Raw genomic sequence first — 14347 nt, 5'->3', positions numbered from 1 at the left:
CTTGCCCCTGTCGCGGCGGCAGCATCTACGCTAAGACGGCTCGTCATCCTCAGCATCGCGTCACATGCCCACCACCTATGCCAGCCCGATTGCGGGCCTCCCGCCGCAGACCGCCCTCCACACCGGCCGCGCCGTCTTCACCGAGGCCTATGCCCTGATCCCGCGCGGGGTCATGCGGGATATCGTAACCAGCTACCTGCCGCACTGGAAGGATACCCGCGCCTGGGTCATTGCCCGGCCGATGACCGGCTTCTCCGAGACGTTCTCGCAGTACATCGTCGAGGTCTTTCCCGGCGGCGGCAGCGAGCGGCCGGAGCCCGATGCCGGCGCCGAAGGCGTGTTGTTCGTGGTCGAGGGCCTCGCCGCGGTCACCATCGCGGGCAAGGCACATGCGCTGAAGCCCGGCGGCTATGTCTACCTGCCCCCGGGCTGCAAATGGACGCTCGCCAACAAGTCTGACGCGCCTGTCCGCTTGCACTGGGTGCGCAAGCGCTACGAGGCTGTGGACGGCATCGACATCCCAGCCCCGTTCGTCGCCAACGAGCAGGACGAGCCGATCATCTGGATGCCCGACACCAAGAACACCTGGGGCACCACCCGCTTCGTCGATCCCACCGACGTGCGCCATGACATGCACGTCAACATCGTCACGCTCGAGCCCGGCGCCGTCATCCCGTTCGAGGAAACGCACGTCATGGAGCACGGCCTCTATGTGCTCGAGGGCAAGGCCGTCTACCGGCTCAACCGCGACTGGGTCGAGGTCGAGGCCGGCGACTTCATGTGGCTGCGCGCCTTCTGCCCGCAGGCCTGCTATGCCGGTCCGGACCGCTTCCGCTACCTGCTCTACAAGGACGTCAACCGGCACATGAAGCTGGGGCTGTAGCGGGCCGAGCCCGATCAAATAATCCAACAACAGTCTTGGCCTAGCGTCCATGCCGCGGAGATCTTCTCCGGGGAGTTGGACGCATGGCTGATCAACCTCTACCCGAGCCGCCGCAGCGGCGCCCCGGCATAGGAACCGGACCTGCTGTGGTCGCGCTGCTCACCCTCACAGCCTGCGGAGCGCAGGGCGCCGCCCCCAGGGTCGACATCGCCCACCCCAGGGCCCCGGTTGTCGTAGTCGTCGGCCCTATTCCGCCGGCTCAAGGATCGCCCTGATATGCGGCGGCACCACATCCGGCCCGTAGAGCCGGACCAGATGGTGCGCAAAGCCCCGCAGCACGTTGCCCTGAAGCACCCGATCCTCGTACTGCCGGGCCGAGGTCATGTGGATATATTCGAGGCTGCGGCGCGCCCGCTCCTCGCCCATACCCGACAATATTGCGTGGTTCTGCGGCGAGAGCGGCTCGTGCGCCAGCACGCAGAACGGAGCCACATTCACCCGCGTGATCGGCGAGACTTCGTGCAGGTGCGTCAGCAGCGCCGTCAGCCCGACAAAATCCCGGGCCGCAAGCTTGCCGCCGCACAGCAGCACCATGATGTAAACGGAGAATTCCGTCCCCGGCTCCGCTATCTCGAGGCCCCGCTCCAAAAGGTCCATCCCCTCGGCGAGCCGCCCACGCATCAGCCGCGCCTGCCCCAAGATGGCGAATGACGCCGCGAAGGCCGTGCTGCTCTCGAAGGCTTCGTCAGCCAGCCGCTCGGCCAGCTCGGCATGGTCCCGGGCGAGGAACAGCAAGAGCTTCGCCGCCGACAGCTTCAGCATCGCGTTGTCGGCGATGCCGGGCAGTGCACCCAGCGCAGCCGCCTCGATCTCGTCCTCGATGGGCAGCCGCTGATCGTCCGGCAGGATTTGACCGCCGGTTCCCATGATCACCTGCACGTAAAGGCTGAGACCCCACATGAGGCGCGTCTGCGGATCGTTCGGATTGGCCTCGAGCGCCGCTCGGACCTGGTCGGCGCTCTCAATCCAGCTGCGGGTATCAGCCGTCAGCAACCGCCCCGCATCGTGCATGGCGACGTAGATCGGCGGCGCTGCCGGCACCGGCGCATCGACCATGCTCAGGACGTGTTGGTGCCAGATGAGCGAGCGGAACTCCTGTACGGCGCCGGCGATGGCGTGCGCGACTTGCCCACGGTCGGAAACAACCAACCGCGACGAACCGATGACCTCGCCCTGCGCCCGACGCAGCACCAGCGCGCAATGCAGTTGCCCACCGCCGGGGAAGAGGCTGACCTCGACGCTGAATTGCGACTTCGCCCCGGGGCCCGCTGTCGGCGAATAGCGCTCGTCGAGCCTGATCCGCTGTCCCGGTGAGGTGGCCGCATCGAGCTGCTCCAGCAACGCGCCGACAAAGGCCTTCGCGACAGATTCCAGCGCACCGGCCCGGGCAAGTCCATGCACCGGCCCGACCACCACCAGCGCCTCGGCCGGCTGTGAGGGCTCGGCCACCCACACATAGCCTTCGCCGTAGCGCGTAGCGATGAAGCGCGGCGACCTGGCTGGGTCGCCCAGCTTGAGGCGCAGCCGGTTGATGACGAAATCGACGTTGCGATCCGAGGTATCCGAACCGATGCCCGACATCGAATCGAGAAGCGCGCTGCGGGACAACACCCGCCGCGGATGTGCCATCAACGCCGACAACACCGCCCGCTCGGCGCGGGTGAAAGTGAGTTCACCACCGCCGGCAATATCTCGCGCCGATATCAATGATTCTTCGAAGATCAGATCGCCGAACTGGAGATCCGCCATTACTGCCCCATCACTTTGGATGCAGCAACATAGGTAATGTTACGAGATCGGGCAACCGTGAGATACAGTGCCCGGATAGGTCCGGCGAGCCAGCGCCAGAACTACGCTCCTTGTGTCCCAATAGCGGCCCGCACTGCGATTAGGAACCCGTCGATTTCGTCCAAAGTAGTGTCGACCCGATCGTCGGGCGGCAGCCGGTTTGTCTCGACCACGAGGTATTGCCGACTTGCATCGACCTCGTCCAGCAACTCCAACAGCCGCTTCTCTGCCAGGTCATGCTCGTCGGAGCCAGCGGGGTGCGTCGCGAGCTGCGCCCTGAGATAGCTCATCCGCAGCTGCCACCCCTCGATGTAGCGGAGGTACGGATGGATGATTTCGGTGATTTCGTTTCGGACCAGGTGGTCGGCGAGGCCGGGCGGAACAGGATGAATCTGATTGTGCATTCTCAAACCTAAGTCACGAGCCCCACAACGTTTTCGTCGCCGCATGGTTCGGGCCCGGGCGCAGAAAATTGCTTGCAGCGACCGCCCGCGACGGCCATCGTCGTTCCAGCCTGCGTGACAGGGAGAACGCGATTCAGATGACACGATTGAGAATGCTGGCGGTCCTCGCCATCCTCGCTTCGCCTGCCGCCGCCGAAGACCTGACGCCGCAGACCTACCAAAACCTGCTCACCCCACTGCTTCAGGGCAGCACGGACGTCCTCGGCGCTCCCCTCGCCTACCCCTCAGGCACGCCCAATGTCACGGCCGCCACCGTCACTATCCCGCCCGGCGGTGAGACCGGCTGGCACGAGCACGAGGTGCCGCTCTTCGCCTATGTGCTCGAGGGGGAACTGACCGTCGACTACGGCACCAAGGGCAAGAAGGTCTACCGGGCCGGCGAGGCCGTGCTCGAAGCGGTGGGCTGGGCCCATAACGGCACCAATACCGGGACCGTCCCGATGAAGCTCGTCGCCGTCTACATGGGCGCCGACAGTGCCGCCAATACCGTCAAGGTCGACGCCCCATGATCGAGATCGTCATCGAGCCATTGACGCAGGAGGCCTATGCCCCGTTCGGGCAGGTGATCCAGATCGAGGGCGCACACCACTATCCGATCAACGGCGGCATGACCGAACGGTACCATGATCTCGCCAAGGTCGAACTCGGCGGCGTTCATGCTCGGCCGCTGGTCTCGATCGCGCGCGGCCAGCCCTACGCCTTGCCGCTGGCGTTGAAGATGGTGGAGCGCCACCCACTCGGCAGCCAGGCCTTCCACCCGCTGTCGCAGCGCCCCTTCCTGTCGATCGTCGCGCCCGACAAGGGCGGCACTCCCGGATTGCCCCGCGCCTTCCTCGCCGGACCGGGCCAGGGCATCAACATGGCCATGAACACCTGGCACGCCGTGCTCACGCCCCTGGGTGAAGTCTCAGACTTCCTGATCATCGACCGCGGCGGCGAGGGTAACAATCTCGAGGAATACTACTTCCCCGAGCCCTATCTGGTAGTCGAGCGCGGCTGAGATCTTTACTGCGCCCGTTGCTTTGCGTCGCAGCGTCGTTGCATTTCCTCCATAATCTGGTGCGCAACTATGGCCATCGAGGCTTGGAGGGTCGTCGCCATGCGTATGCTTGTGGCAATCGTGGTCGTGCTGATGTCGCTGGTCGGGCCTGCTTTCGCCGACAAAGTCACACTGAAGGGCGAAGTCACCTACCGCGAACGCATCGCGTTGCCGCCAGGCGGGTCGCTGACCGTGTCGCTGGTCGACCTCGCGACGCCCACCCAGCCGCGCGTTTCCGCCAAGGCGGCAATCTCCAGCCCCGGCCAGGTGCCCCTCACCTTCACGCTCAATTTCGACGAGAGCGTCATCCTGCCCGGTCACAGCTATGCCCTCGACGCCGAGATTACCGGCGACGATGGGGCGCTCTGGTTCCGTACTGCGACGCCCTATGCCGTCGATCCCCTGGCGCCGGCTGCCCCGATCCTGATCATCGTCAACCTTGCCCCCGCACCTGAAGAACCTCCGGCCGTGCCGGCCGATGTTCCAGCACAGCCCACCCCGTCCCCCCTGCTCGACGTTACCTGGCAGGCCCAGACCATTGCCGGCAAGCCGGTCGGCCGCGGCCTCGTTTCGTCGCTGAACATCGCCTCCGACATGCGCGCCGGTGGCCGGGGCGGCTGCAACTCCTGGTTCGCCCAGGCCGAGGTGAACGAGGAGCGCCTGCTGTTCAGCGCCGTGGCGGCGACCCGCATGGCCTGCCTCTCCGAGGACGCGACCGCCCAGGAGGACAGCTTCTTCGCGGCCCTCGCCGCCACCCGCTTCTGGCGGCTCGACGACGGGCACCTGACCCTACTCGACAGCGCCGGCGCGGAACTGGCGCTGCTCGAAAAGTCGCCGTTCTAGCGGTTGACGCGCCCGCCGGCTCCGCTCACCTTCGGTTCTGCCTGAACCGGAGACCCCGATGGATACGCCCGACCTCGTTTCCCGCCTGCTCGATGTGATCGAGGACGACCTGCTGCCGCTGACCCGGCGCGGCGTGGGAGGCGGCAACAAGCTGTTCGGCGCGGCGATCCTCAGGAAATCGGACCTGTCGCTGGTCGTGGGCGAGACCAATAACGAGACCGAGAACCCGCTCTGGCATGGCGAAATGCACGCCATCAAGCGCTTCTACGAGCTGCCGGCCGAGAGCCGCCCTGCCCCGCGCGATTGCCTGTTCCTCGCCACGCACGAGCCGTGTTCGCTCTGCCTCTCCGGCATCACCTGGAGCGGCTTCGATAATTTCTACTACCTGTTCAGCTACGAGGACACGCGGGATAGCTTTGGCATCCCGTACGACATCCGGATCCTGAAGGAAGTCTACGCCGTCCCCGACCCCGATCGCGGCTATGTCCCCGCCGACCGCCCGCTCTACAACCGCAAGAACGCGTTCTTCGAGGCGCACGACCTGCAGCGCATGATCGCGGGTATGGATCGTTCATCCAAGGAACGGCTCGTCGCCCGCGTCGACGACCTCAACGCCGCCTACAACGATCTGTCGGCGACGTACCAGGCGGACAAGGGAAAACGAGGAATACCGCTCAGCTAAAGCTGGACGACGCTCGCAGCGGCGAAGGCCAGCACCGCCAGAGCGGTGGCGAAGACCACGATCAGGAGGACTTGCGTCCCCGTCCCGATCGGCTTGGGCCGGCGGCCGGGTTCGGTGTTCATGGCTCAGCCGAGCCGTGCAGTCTCGGCGACGGGCACCGTTTCGACCGGCAGCGCCGATGCGGCGATGGTCAGCGTGGCCATCGACATTACGAACAGTGCAACGAGAGTGAGTTTGAGCATTTGTCCAGCGCCCCCAAGGCGTCAGTTGCAGCCAATGTGGCCGGTTCATCTTGAAGGCAACAATGCGGCGCGGCGCTTGAACGTTCCCGGAATTGCTCGTTTATCTGCCGTTCAGCTTCGAGGGTTACCGCCGGTCAGTCGAGCGGAGGAACCTCGCGGTTCGCCGGCCGCGGCATCGGCTGCAGCAATGGATCGCTGGAGACGGGAAGGCCGGGAAGCTGGCCCTCGGGCAGCACTTCCACCGGCTGGTCGGTCTCGACGAATTCGGGCTTGTCGCCCGGCTTCTTGTTCTCAGGGCGGAGCGGCTTCTTCCGATCGGTCATCGCGGGCCTCCTGCATCACACGCTGGATCAACGATGCCCCACAGCCTTCGTTCCGTTCCCCGACTGATCAACAGCGTTGAACGACGAGCCGGATGCCACCCGCGAATTAGTTGGCCGTCGTAGAACAATAGGCGTACGGTCACTGGGCGCACAAACGCGCCGCTTAGCGAAAGTAGCCCCTGAAATGCCAGTCGATCACCCCGGTCTTGCACCGGTGGCGGTTCGTCGCGCGCCGCCGCGCCTGCTCGTCCTTGCGCTCAGTTTTCTCGTGACGCTCGCCGTTCTGCTGGTCTTCTCGCCGTTCGTCGATCTGGGCAGGTTCCTGTCCTGACCGCGATCACAAGGGAGCCGACAGATGCTTGAAATGCGCTTCGCGGGCGGCCTTGCTCGTTTTTTCGGCCGAGCCCTCGCCCGGCCGCATCCGGCCAATTCCGACGCCTCGCCTTCGAGTGGGGCCGGCCTCGCCATGCTACCGAAGATGCCGGTGCCCGGCGTGAGCTGGACTCGCCACGTGCGCCCGTGGCGTCCCGTGCCGCCCACAGGGCGGCGATCTCATCTGCGGGTGGTGAAGTGAGAAACGAAACGACCGACGACGTCGAGCCGGCAGCGACCCTGCCGTTCGACTTCGAGACGCCGGCAGACCTCTATTTTCCGCTGTTCGTGGGTCGGCGAAGCGCGCTCGACTACCGGCGCTTCCCGTCGGCTGCGGCGGCGATCCTTTATGCCGCCGAGTCGCTGACGGCGCCGCAGCTTGCCGCCGCGACGCTCGAAATTGACGGCACCCGTTACGATGCCGGCACCATCCGGCAGCTTTACGCCTCGCCGGAGTTTCCGCTGGCGCGGGCTTAGTTAGCCCGCCGCGCGCTCGCTTTCGCGCTTCACCCGGCCGGCGTCCCTCTGCTTCTTATTCCAGCGCGTCTTATCCGCCTTCGGAGGCGTAGCCGGACCCGAGCCCGTGGGCTTCTCCCACCAGCCCGGCGCCGTCGGAGCTGCACCGCCGTTACGCGACACGTTGCTGCCGGCACCGGCACCACCACGTACCTGCTGGGCATTGCCATTGTCGTGACCACGACGGCCATCGACGATCGCCGCCTTCTTGGCGCCGGAGAAATGCCGGCCCGCATTGGCCTGCTTTCGCTGGCCATCGGGGCGCGGCGTCTGCGGGCGCTGGCCGCCGCGCGGCTGCTGCTTGGGGGCACGCTGGATCGGCTGCTTCAACACTTCGGACGCGGGAATGACTTCACCGCCATTGCCCTTGAGCTCGCCGGTGATCGGCAGTGTGCGGCGGATCAGCCGCTCGACATCGCGCAGCTTGCTCCGCTCGGTGCCGTCGCAAAGCGTGATCGCTTCACCCGACGCACCGTTACGGGCGGTACGGCCGATGCGGTGGACGTAGTTCTCGGGATCGTCGGGCAGTTCGTAGTTGATGACGTGCGTAATATTCTGCACGTCGATGCCGCGCGCCGCGATATCGGTGGCGACCAGCAGCCGAACCTGGCCCGAGGAGAAGCCCTTGAGGGCGGCCTGGCGGGCATTGTTAGACTTGTTGCCGTGGATGGCCGCGGCGTTGTGCCCGTCGGCCTCGAGGTTCTTCGTCACGCGGTCGGCACCATGCTTGGTGCGCGAGAAGATGATGACGCGGCTCAGCGCCGGATCCTCGAGCAGCTTGTTGAGCACGCCGCGCTTTTCTTTCGAGCCCGAAAGGATGACGCGCTGCTCGATCGTGCCGACGGTCTGCGCCGGCGGATTGGCTTCGACGCGCACCGGATCGTTCAACAGGCCCTTGGCGAGATCGGCGATCTCAGGCGCCATGGTGGCCGAGAACATCGCGGTCTGGCGACGCGGCCCGATGGCCCGTGCGATTTCCTTCACCGCATTGATGAAGCCCATGTCGAGCATGCGGTCGGCTTCGTCGAGGACCAGCCAGCGCGTCTCGTTGAGCTTGAGCTTGCGATCGTCCACCAGGTCCTTGAGGCGGCCGGGGGTCGCAATCACGACATCGACGCCACGGGCGATCTTCTGGATCTGGCTGCTGCGCGAGGCGCCGCCGAGAACCAGCACGGTCGAGAGCTTGGAGCCCGCGAGCTTGTGCAGCACTTCATCGATCTGCACCGCCAGTTCACGGGTGGGAGCGAGGATCAGCGCGCGGGTGGTCATCGGGTTGGGACGGCCGGTGAGCTCGCTGAGCCCCTGGAGGATCGGCAACCCAAAAGCCGCGGTCTTGCCCGAGCCGGTCTGGGCAATGCCCATGATGTCGCGGCGCTGCAGCTGCGGCGGGATGGCCTTGGCCTGGATCGGCGTCGGCGTATCGAACCCGGCTGCAGTCAGCGCGCTCAGAAGCTGCGCGGAAAGGCCGAGTTCAGAGAATGTATTTGTCAAAGCTATGCTTTCTGTGTCGCGCCCCGGGCCAATCGGTGCGCGTGTGCCGCCGGGGGCCCATGCTTGGGCTCGGCGTGATCAAAAAATGCAATGGCAGCTGGATTGCCGCACGGTTGCGCTGTCTCCCGGTGTGCCGCTATTCGCGGAGACATTCCGGGGCACTTCGCCGCTCACCGTCTTGGCCAGTAAGAAGAGAAGTCCATCGCCCGCTGAGGGGCGAATAGCGTGCATATGGGGGAAAACGACAGGTTTGGCAAGTGCGGGGCTGGTATGCGGAGTGGGTGTGGTGAACGGCGAGTGGGCGAAGGCGTACCCCGTTGCCACGCAATTGAACCAACACTCGGTGTCATCCCTGCGCAGGCAGGGATCCATTTCTCGGCTGGTGACCGGCGGCGAGCTGGGTCCCGGCTTTCGCCGGGATGACGGCCGGTGGGGTGGCGACGATGTGCCATCCATCCACCCAGGCGTGCTGATGCATCCGGCGGCCATTGGCCCCGGAGGATGTCAAAGAACAAGCGACGTGCCGGCGAGGCGTTTGCCCCTCGCGGTTAGTCCGCAATGTAAGTGAGGCTCACGCCTCGCCGGCCGATCGGGGTTTTGGGCGTATGGCACGAAGGCTCGGGCGCATCCCGTGCCGCATCGCGAGGAACCTGCCGGCTGCGAACGCCCGGAATCCACCGCAACGCCCCGCCTCTGCGGCTGCCTCATGCGTGGCAGCCTTGCCCCCTTGAGCCATCCCGCATCGGACGGCTCCCGCGTGCTAGCGGCGTCCCCGGCGAACCGGATCATGCCGTCGTGCTTTCGGCCTGGGCCGGCACGACTGCCAGCCCACCCAACCTCCACTGCACCAACCACTCGTCATGATCTCGCTTCGGTGCAGCGGACGAGCGGGCGAATCGCACGGGTCTGGCGTGAGGGGGATAAGTTTAGCAGCCCCACACGCCCTATCACTACCTACGTGAGCAAGGACCAATTGCCTGGAAACCACGACGCGCTACTATCGACCGCATGCGCAAGGTCACAGTTCACCAGTTCACGTTGCAAGCAGATGGAAGCGTGGTTCATACGCCCACCGGCACGCGCGTTTTCTTCCAAGACAAGCACGGCGGGCCGATTGCTCGCAGGCATATCGATTTTGATCGAACTGGCCACGCGTCTGGGAAGGTTTCCGGCCCTGATCCGACTGGATTTGTTAGAGAGGAAATCGAGCAGATGGCACATCGCTTCATTCGAAGACTTCGCGTCTGGCCACCCGCACCCTAACTATGGGCGTAGGTGCTAGATCCCCCCATACCAGTCATACCCGTGATCTTCCCAGTAGCCGCCCTGCCCCAGGCCGTATTGTGAGAACCCGTCCGTCAGCTCGATCGTGTGGACGTATTTCGGCTGCTTGTAGCCGAGCGCGCGTTCGATGCGGATGCGGACCGGGGCGCCGTTCGCCACCGGTAGCATGCCGCCGTTGAGGCCGAAGGCGGCGATCGTCTGCGGGTGGTAGGCGTCGATGAGGTCGGAGCTCTCGTAGTAAGCCTCCGGCGCCGAGAGGCCGCTGCCCATCTGGTCGTAGCAGTGATAGACGACGAACTTGGCCGCCGGCTTCACCTTGGCCTCGTCGAGCAGCCGCCCGAGCGGCACGCCGGTCCACTTGGCAATGCAGCTCCAGCCCTCGACACAATCGTGCCGCGTGATCTGCGTGCGCGTCGGCATGTTCTGCAACTCGGCGAGCGAATACTCCTGCGGCGTCTCGACGAGGCCGGTGATCTTGAGCTTGTAGGCGGCGAAGCCGGTCGCCTCGAGGTCGCGATATTCGGCGATGTTGCTGCGCGGATCAGTCGAGCCGTTCGGGCGCTGACCCTGCCGGATTTCGCTTTCCGAGAACTCCTTGGCCATCGCCTGCTCACCCACCAGGGCACGCTGCGCGGCATAGGTCAGCGAGTTGGCGCGCTCGAGGAAATCGCGCACCGGATCGTTGCGCTGCCCGAGGAAATCGAACTGGTCGCACCCGGCGAGCACCAGCGAGCCGGCAGAGGCGGCACCGAGCCCGATCAGGCGGCGGCGGTTGAGGATCAGCTTGCTCATTCCTGCTTCTCCCCCTTGCGTGCATCCGGCGTGGTGCCGGGGCTAGTGCGGTAGTACCCGGTGATCATCGACCGCAATTCGTTGATCGGCCCCGCCAGCACCACCATCACGATGTGGACGACGAAGAACAGCACCAGCAACAGCATGACGATGAAGTGGATGGTCCGCGCCGTCTGCCGGCCCCCGAACACTTCGACCAGCCAGGGCCAGCCGGCATTCATTGTCGGCGACATCGCAAGGCCGGTGAGAATGATCAGCGGGAGCAGCACGAAGAACACGCCGAAATAGGCGAGTTTCTGCAGCGGCGTGTAGGTCCGGCCATGATGGAACTTCAGCCGGACGTGATCCCAGATGTCTTTGGGCAGCTCGCGCAGGTCGCGCGGCTTGAGGATGACATCGCGCCACAGATGCCCGTTGAAGAGGCTCGATATCACCCAGATGGCGAGGGCGCCGACCAGCGTCCAGGCGAAAAAGAAATGCACTACGCGCCCGGTGGCGAGATCGCGGAAGGATGGGATGGTGGCCCAGCCCGGGAAGCCGACGAAGTTGGCATTGCCGCGCAGGTCGCTCATGCCAAGCACGCCGGTCGTATCGAACTTCTGGCCCAGCACGGTGGTGAAGCCCCGCGCACCGTCCGGCGTGTTCTCGGCCCCGATCCTGAGAACCGCGTTGTCGTATTCGAAGCCCGACTCCTGTCCGATGTAGAGCGCCGGATGCCCGTTCCATATCTGCAGACCCGAGAGCAGCAGGAAGAACATCGCGATCGCCCACACCCAGTGGGTGACGCGCGTCAGCACGGCTTGCCGGTAGATTAGCGGCCCCCTCTCCTTGGCCGGTTTCTCCAGCTCGGCTCTGTCCATCACGTCGGTCATCGCTTCCCCTGCATCTCGCCCCCGTCACTGCCGAAGCAACGGCAGTTCGGGGGGCGATTGGAGCCTATCACGGATAGTTTATTGCGCCGCCGGCGCCATGGCCCCGCCGGACATGGCATCGGTTCCCATCGGCTCGGACATCATCGCGTCCCCCATCAGCAGCTTTTCGACGGTGTGGCAGGCCTTTGTGCCCTCGTCCTTGGCCATGGCATCGGTGGCCATGGCGGCCTTCTCGAGGCACATCGCCATCATCTGGTCCGGCGTCATCATCATGGCGTCCGGCGCCATGGCGTCGCCCGCCATCGGCGTGGCCATTGCGTCTTCGGCAACGGCGACGGCGATACCGGCGGTCCCGAGGCTGAGCGCGACGGTCAGGGCAAAGAGTACGGATTTCATTTGAAGTTTCTCCCAATTGACCGCCGGATCGGCGGCTACAGGGAGGAATTCGGTCGGAGCGGTAGGATCGTTACCCGATCACGCCAACGTGAGACTTCCACAGCCGGCGCGACGCGGTGTAACGTTCGCCCACCTTCACGCGAACCTAGGCTCAATGAGCGAACCATCGGACATGGAAGCGCAGCTGCGCCCCCTGATGCTGAAGGCGCTCGACGGCGACGCCTTTGCATATCGGTCGCTGCTGGAAGAATTGCGCCGGCACCTGAAGATCTACTTCGCCCGCCGGCTGTCGCCCAGCCTCGCCGCCAATGGCGACGACCTGGTGCAGGAAACGCTGATGGCCATCCATACCCGCAAGGAGACCTACGATCGCAGCCAGCCCTTCACGGCGTGGCTGCACGCCATCGCGCGCTACAAGCTGATCGACCACTTCCGGCGCAGCAAGCTCCGCATGACCCTGCCGCTCGAGGACGACGCCGCGATCTTCGCCAGCGACGACAGCGAGGCGGTGTCGGCGCGCATGGACGTCGACACGGTGCTCGCCACCATCCCCGCCCGCCCGGCCGAACTGATCCGCCAGACCAAACTCGAGGGTGCTTCGGTCGCCGAGGCTGCGGCCCGCGCCGGCATGAGCGAGACCGCCGCCAAGGTCGCCATCCACCGCGGCCTCAAGTCGCTCGCCGCCCGCTTCGGAGGCAAGTCCGATGGCTGACGACTTGATCGACCGGCTCACCGCCGACCTCAAACCGACGCCGCGGACGACCCTGCCCCGGCGCCTGTTCGGCTGGGCCGCGATCGGCGCAATCGGAGCCGCCGCGCTGATGCTGGCCTGGCTCGGGTTGCGCCCCGACCTGATGGACGCGGCCGGAACGATGATGTTCTGGACCAAGTTCGCCTATACCTCGATCTTCGCCGCGCTCGGGGCGCTGGCCGCGCTCAACCTGTCCCGCCCCGGCGGCAGCATGCGGCGCCAGGTGATCGGTATCGCTCTACTTGTCGGGCTTACGGGCATCGCCGGCGTCGTGCAGATGCTCATGATGGGCCCCGAGCACATGCGGACGCTGGTGATGGGCGGCTCGGCCCTACTCTGCCCGTTCTATATCGTGGCCCTGTCGGCCCCGATCTATGCGCTGACGGTGTTCGCCATGCGCCGCGCCGCGCCGACCAATCCGACCCTCGCCGGCTTTGCCGCCGGCCTTTTCGCCGGCGGCACCGCGACCTGGATCTACGCCTTCCACTGCACCGAAAGCGGCATGCCGTTCATCACCATCTGGTACACGATCGGCGTACTGGCGGCCGCAGGGCTGGGTGCGGTAATTGGGCGGTGGGCGCTGCGGTGGCGGTGACCCCCTCTCCATCCTCCCCTGCGCACCGGGGGAGGGGGACCAGCGAAGCTGGTGGAGGGGGCGAAACTGGACTCGGTACTTGTGGCCGCCCCCTCCCCCGTCTTCGACAGGGGAGGATAAGGAGGGCTTACGCCTCGTCGCGTGCCGCCCAGTTGATGCCGCGGCGCAAAATCGTCGCCATGTGCGGGTTCGCGAACTCCTTGGCCTGGTGGCCCAGGGTCGAGTGGAACACCTTGCCGGCGCCGTAGAGCCGCTTCCACACCACCGGCATCACCACACCCTTGGTCCAGGCCGCATGCTGGCCGGAGAACGTCGTCGTCGCCAGCACTTCGACCGAGGGGTCCATGTGCATGTAGTACTGCTCGGACGTGTAGGGGAACGAGGCCGGGATGCCGGCCATGATCGGATCGTCCGGCTTCGTCACATCCACGGTATAGTCGATGATATTGCCCGGATGTGCGACCCACTGGCCGCCGACGACGAACTGGTAGTCCACCGCATCGCGGAACGCATCGCTCATCCCGCCATGGTGCCCGGCGAGGCCGACACCGCCCTCGATCGCCTTGACGAGATTGGCCAGCGGCTCCTTCTCGATCTTGCTCATCGTGTAGACGGGAATGATGAGGCTGAGTTCGTGAATGGCCGGATCGGCCAAGACGGCGAGATCGGTTTCAACGCGCACCGAATAGCCATCCTCATGCAGCCAGCGCCGGTAGATGGACGCGCACTCCTCGGGATCGTGCCCATTCCAGCCACCCCAGACAATCAAAGCACTGCGCATGTTCGACGACTCCCGCTCCCTAAAACGGGGCGGAGATTAGGGAGAAGCGCTCGGGCATGGAAGCCCAAAAGCGTCGCCGTCTACCCTTCCGCTCAGCGCCGATCCATAGTTAACTCTCTGTTCCACAGGAGCTGCGGACGACGGCCAGAGGCGGACAAGGGACCTGTAACACC

Annotated in this window: 18 protein-coding genes; 9 read left to right on the top strand and 9 right to left on the bottom strand. The window is 65.4% G+C overall.

The annotated features are described in order from the left end of the window. Positions 1 to 64 precede the first annotated feature (64 nt). A complete protein-coding gene (locus ACOYW5_RS22505; RefSeq protein ID WP_423067109.1) occupies positions 65 to 883 on the top strand; it encodes a bifunctional allantoicase/(S)-ureidoglycine aminohydrolase in 819 nt (272 codons plus the stop codon). 246 nt (positions 884 to 1129) lie between these two features. On the opposite strand, the gene ACOYW5_RS22500 is transcribed toward ACOYW5_RS22505, so the two are convergent. Continuing rightward, complete coding sequence (locus ACOYW5_RS22500) at positions 1130 to 2692, bottom strand: winged helix-turn-helix domain-containing protein (protein WP_423067108.1); 1563 nt, start codon at positions 2690 to 2692, stop codon at positions 1130 to 1132. Between the two features lie 101 nt (positions 2693 to 2793). Then, positions 2794 to 3135, bottom strand: a complete 342-nt coding sequence (locus ACOYW5_RS22495) for a hypothetical protein (RefSeq protein ID WP_423067107.1) — start codon at positions 3133 to 3135, stop codon at positions 2794 to 2796. 137 nt (positions 3136 to 3272) lie between these two features. On the opposite strand from ACOYW5_RS22495, the gene ACOYW5_RS22490 reads away from it, so the two are divergent. The 4 genes from ACOYW5_RS22490 (at position 3273) to ACOYW5_RS22475 (ending at position 5759) form a co-directional block, all read left to right on the top strand. Beyond that, positions 3273 to 3704, top strand: a complete 432-nt coding sequence (locus tag ACOYW5_RS22490; protein ID WP_423067106.1) for a cupin domain-containing protein — start codon at positions 3273 to 3275, stop codon at positions 3702 to 3704. Next, positions 3701 to 4195: an ureidoglycolate lyase gene (locus ACOYW5_RS22485; RefSeq protein ID WP_423067105.1), complete on the top strand. Its 495-nt coding sequence runs from the start codon at positions 3701 to 3703 to the stop codon at positions 4193 to 4195. Before ACOYW5_RS22490 ends, ACOYW5_RS22485 begins: the two co-directional genes overlap by 4 nt. 99 nt (positions 4196 to 4294) lie before the next feature. After that, the gene (locus tag ACOYW5_RS22480; protein ID WP_423067104.1) at positions 4295 to 5077 is read left to right on the top strand and encodes an META domain-containing protein; all 783 of its coding nucleotides are present in this window, start codon (positions 4295 to 4297) and stop codon (positions 5075 to 5077) included. Positions 5078 to 5135: 58 nt separating this feature from the next. After that, a complete protein-coding gene (locus tag ACOYW5_RS22475; RefSeq protein WP_423067103.1) occupies positions 5136 to 5759 on the top strand; it encodes a nucleoside deaminase in 624 nt (207 codons plus the stop codon). On the opposite strand, the gene ACOYW5_RS22470 is transcribed toward ACOYW5_RS22475, so the two are convergent. Continuing rightward, positions 5756 to 5881 carry a hypothetical protein gene (locus tag ACOYW5_RS22470; protein WP_423067102.1) on the bottom strand — a complete coding sequence of 42 codons (126 nt, stop codon included), beginning with the start codon at positions 5879 to 5881 and terminating at the stop codon, positions 5756 to 5758. The two genes, ACOYW5_RS22475 and ACOYW5_RS22470, sit on opposite strands and share 4 nt — an antisense overlap. A 254-nt stretch (positions 5882 to 6135) precedes the next feature. After that, positions 6136 to 6324: a hypothetical protein gene (locus ACOYW5_RS22465; protein WP_423067101.1), complete on the bottom strand. Its 189-nt coding sequence runs from the start codon at positions 6322 to 6324 to the stop codon at positions 6136 to 6138. Positions 6325 to 6508: 184 nt separating this feature from the next. Here ACOYW5_RS22465 and ACOYW5_RS22460 point away from each other — a divergent pair, with 184 nt between their 5' ends. Together ACOYW5_RS22460 and ACOYW5_RS22455 are read left to right on the top strand one after the other, a co-directional pair. Next, positions 6509 to 6655, top strand: coding sequence for a hypothetical protein (locus tag ACOYW5_RS22460; protein ID WP_423067100.1), 147 nt, complete (start codon positions 6509 to 6511; stop codon positions 6653 to 6655). 239 nt (positions 6656 to 6894) lie between these two features. Next, a complete protein-coding gene (locus ACOYW5_RS22455) occupies positions 6895 to 7173 on the top strand; it encodes a hypothetical protein (RefSeq protein WP_423067099.1) in 279 nt (92 codons plus the stop codon). On the opposite strand, the gene ACOYW5_RS22450 is transcribed toward ACOYW5_RS22455, so the two are convergent. The 4 genes from ACOYW5_RS22450 to ACOYW5_RS22435 all read right to left on the bottom strand — a co-directional run bounded on the left by ACOYW5_RS22450 (position 7174) and on the right by ACOYW5_RS22435 (position 12047). Continuing rightward, on the bottom strand, positions 7174 to 8703 hold the full coding sequence (locus ACOYW5_RS22450) for a DEAD/DEAH box helicase (RefSeq protein ID WP_423067098.1): 1530 nt from the start codon (positions 8701 to 8703) through the stop codon (positions 7174 to 7176). 1278 nt (positions 8704 to 9981) lie between these two features. After that, entirely contained in the window at positions 9982 to 10779 is a 798-nt protein-coding gene (locus tag ACOYW5_RS22445) for a molybdopterin-dependent oxidoreductase (RefSeq protein WP_423067097.1), read from the bottom strand. After that, positions 10776 to 11651 (bottom strand): cytochrome b/b6 domain-containing protein, encoded by an 876-nt coding sequence (locus ACOYW5_RS22440; RefSeq protein ID WP_423067096.1) that lies wholly within the window; start codon positions 11649 to 11651, stop codon positions 10776 to 10778. The genes ACOYW5_RS22445 and ACOYW5_RS22440 overlap by 4 nt, the downstream gene beginning before the upstream one ends. 78 nt (positions 11652 to 11729) lie before the next feature. Further along, the gene (locus tag ACOYW5_RS22435; RefSeq protein WP_423067095.1) at positions 11730 to 12047 is read right to left on the bottom strand and encodes a hypothetical protein; all 318 of its coding nucleotides are present in this window, start codon (positions 12045 to 12047) and stop codon (positions 11730 to 11732) included. A 154-nt stretch (positions 12048 to 12201) separates the two neighbouring features. Between ACOYW5_RS22435 and ACOYW5_RS22430 the strand changes: the two genes are divergently transcribed. Together ACOYW5_RS22430 and ACOYW5_RS22425 are read left to right on the top strand one after the other, a co-directional pair. Further along, on the top strand, positions 12202 to 12759 hold the full coding sequence (locus ACOYW5_RS22430) for a sigma-70 family RNA polymerase sigma factor (RefSeq protein WP_423067094.1): 558 nt from the start codon (positions 12202 to 12204) through the stop codon (positions 12757 to 12759). After that, complete coding sequence (locus ACOYW5_RS22425; protein ID WP_423067093.1) at positions 12752 to 13393, top strand: NrsF family protein; 642 nt, start codon at positions 12752 to 12754, stop codon at positions 13391 to 13393. Before ACOYW5_RS22430 ends, ACOYW5_RS22425 begins: the two co-directional genes overlap by 8 nt. Positions 13394 to 13520: 127 nt before the next feature. Here ACOYW5_RS22425 and ACOYW5_RS22420 read toward each other — a convergent pair whose 3' ends face one another. Continuing rightward, positions 13521 to 14174: a ThuA domain-containing protein gene (locus ACOYW5_RS22420; RefSeq protein ID WP_423067092.1), complete on the bottom strand. Its 654-nt coding sequence runs from the start codon at positions 14172 to 14174 to the stop codon at positions 13521 to 13523. Between the last annotated feature and the right edge of the window lie 173 nt (positions 14175 to 14347).

It is taken from the genome of Devosia sp. CN2-171, from assembly GCF_049354815.1.
Classification (GTDB): Bacteria; Pseudomonadota; Alphaproteobacteria; order Rhizobiales; family Devosiaceae; genus Devosia_A.
Note: the sequence above shows the minus strand (reverse complement) of the source record. Positions and strands in the feature narration are given on the sequence as shown.

Coding starts and splice junctions, on each gene's coding strand:
- ACOYW5_RS22505 (WP_423067109.1), top strand. CDS start 65: ATGCCCACCACCTATGCCAGCCCGATTGCGGGCCTCCCGCCGCAGACC.
- ACOYW5_RS22500 (WP_423067108.1), bottom strand. CDS start 2,692: ATGGCGGATCTCCAGTTCGGCGATCTGATCTTCGAAGAATCATTGATA.
- ACOYW5_RS22495 (WP_423067107.1), bottom strand. CDS start 3,135: ATGCACAATCAGATTCATCCTGTTCCGCCCGGCCTCGCCGACCACCTG.
- ACOYW5_RS22490 (WP_423067106.1), top strand. CDS start 3,273: ATGACACGATTGAGAATGCTGGCGGTCCTCGCCATCCTCGCTTCGCCT.
- ACOYW5_RS22485 (WP_423067105.1), top strand. CDS start 3,701: ATGATCGAGATCGTCATCGAGCCATTGACGCAGGAGGCCTATGCCCCG.
- ACOYW5_RS22480 (WP_423067104.1), top strand. CDS start 4,295: ATGCGTATGCTTGTGGCAATCGTGGTCGTGCTGATGTCGCTGGTCGGG.
- ACOYW5_RS22475 (WP_423067103.1), top strand. CDS start 5,136: ATGGATACGCCCGACCTCGTTTCCCGCCTGCTCGATGTGATCGAGGAC.
- ACOYW5_RS22470 (WP_423067102.1), bottom strand. CDS start 5,881: ATGAACACCGAACCCGGCCGCCGGCCCAAGCCGATCGGGACGGGGACG.
- ACOYW5_RS22465 (WP_423067101.1), bottom strand. CDS start 6,324: ATGACCGATCGGAAGAAGCCGCTCCGCCCTGAGAACAAGAAGCCGGGC.
- ACOYW5_RS22460 (WP_423067100.1), top strand. CDS start 6,509: ATGCCAGTCGATCACCCCGGTCTTGCACCGGTGGCGGTTCGTCGCGCG.
- ACOYW5_RS22445 (WP_423067097.1), bottom strand. CDS start 10,779: ATGAGCAAGCTGATCCTCAACCGCCGCCGCCTGATCGGGCTCGGTGCC.
- ACOYW5_RS22440 (WP_423067096.1), bottom strand. CDS start 11,651: ATGACCGACGTGATGGACAGAGCCGAGCTGGAGAAACCGGCCAAGGAG.
- ACOYW5_RS22435 (WP_423067095.1), bottom strand. CDS start 12,047: ATGAAATCCGTACTCTTTGCCCTGACCGTCGCGCTCAGCCTCGGGACC.
- ACOYW5_RS22430 (WP_423067094.1), top strand. CDS start 12,202: ATGAGCGAACCATCGGACATGGAAGCGCAGCTGCGCCCCCTGATGCTG.
- ACOYW5_RS22425 (WP_423067093.1), top strand. CDS start 12,752: ATGGCTGACGACTTGATCGACCGGCTCACCGCCGACCTCAAACCGACG.
- ACOYW5_RS22420 (WP_423067092.1), bottom strand. CDS start 14,174: ATGCGCAGTGCTTTGATTGTCTGGGGTGGCTGGAATGGGCACGATCCC.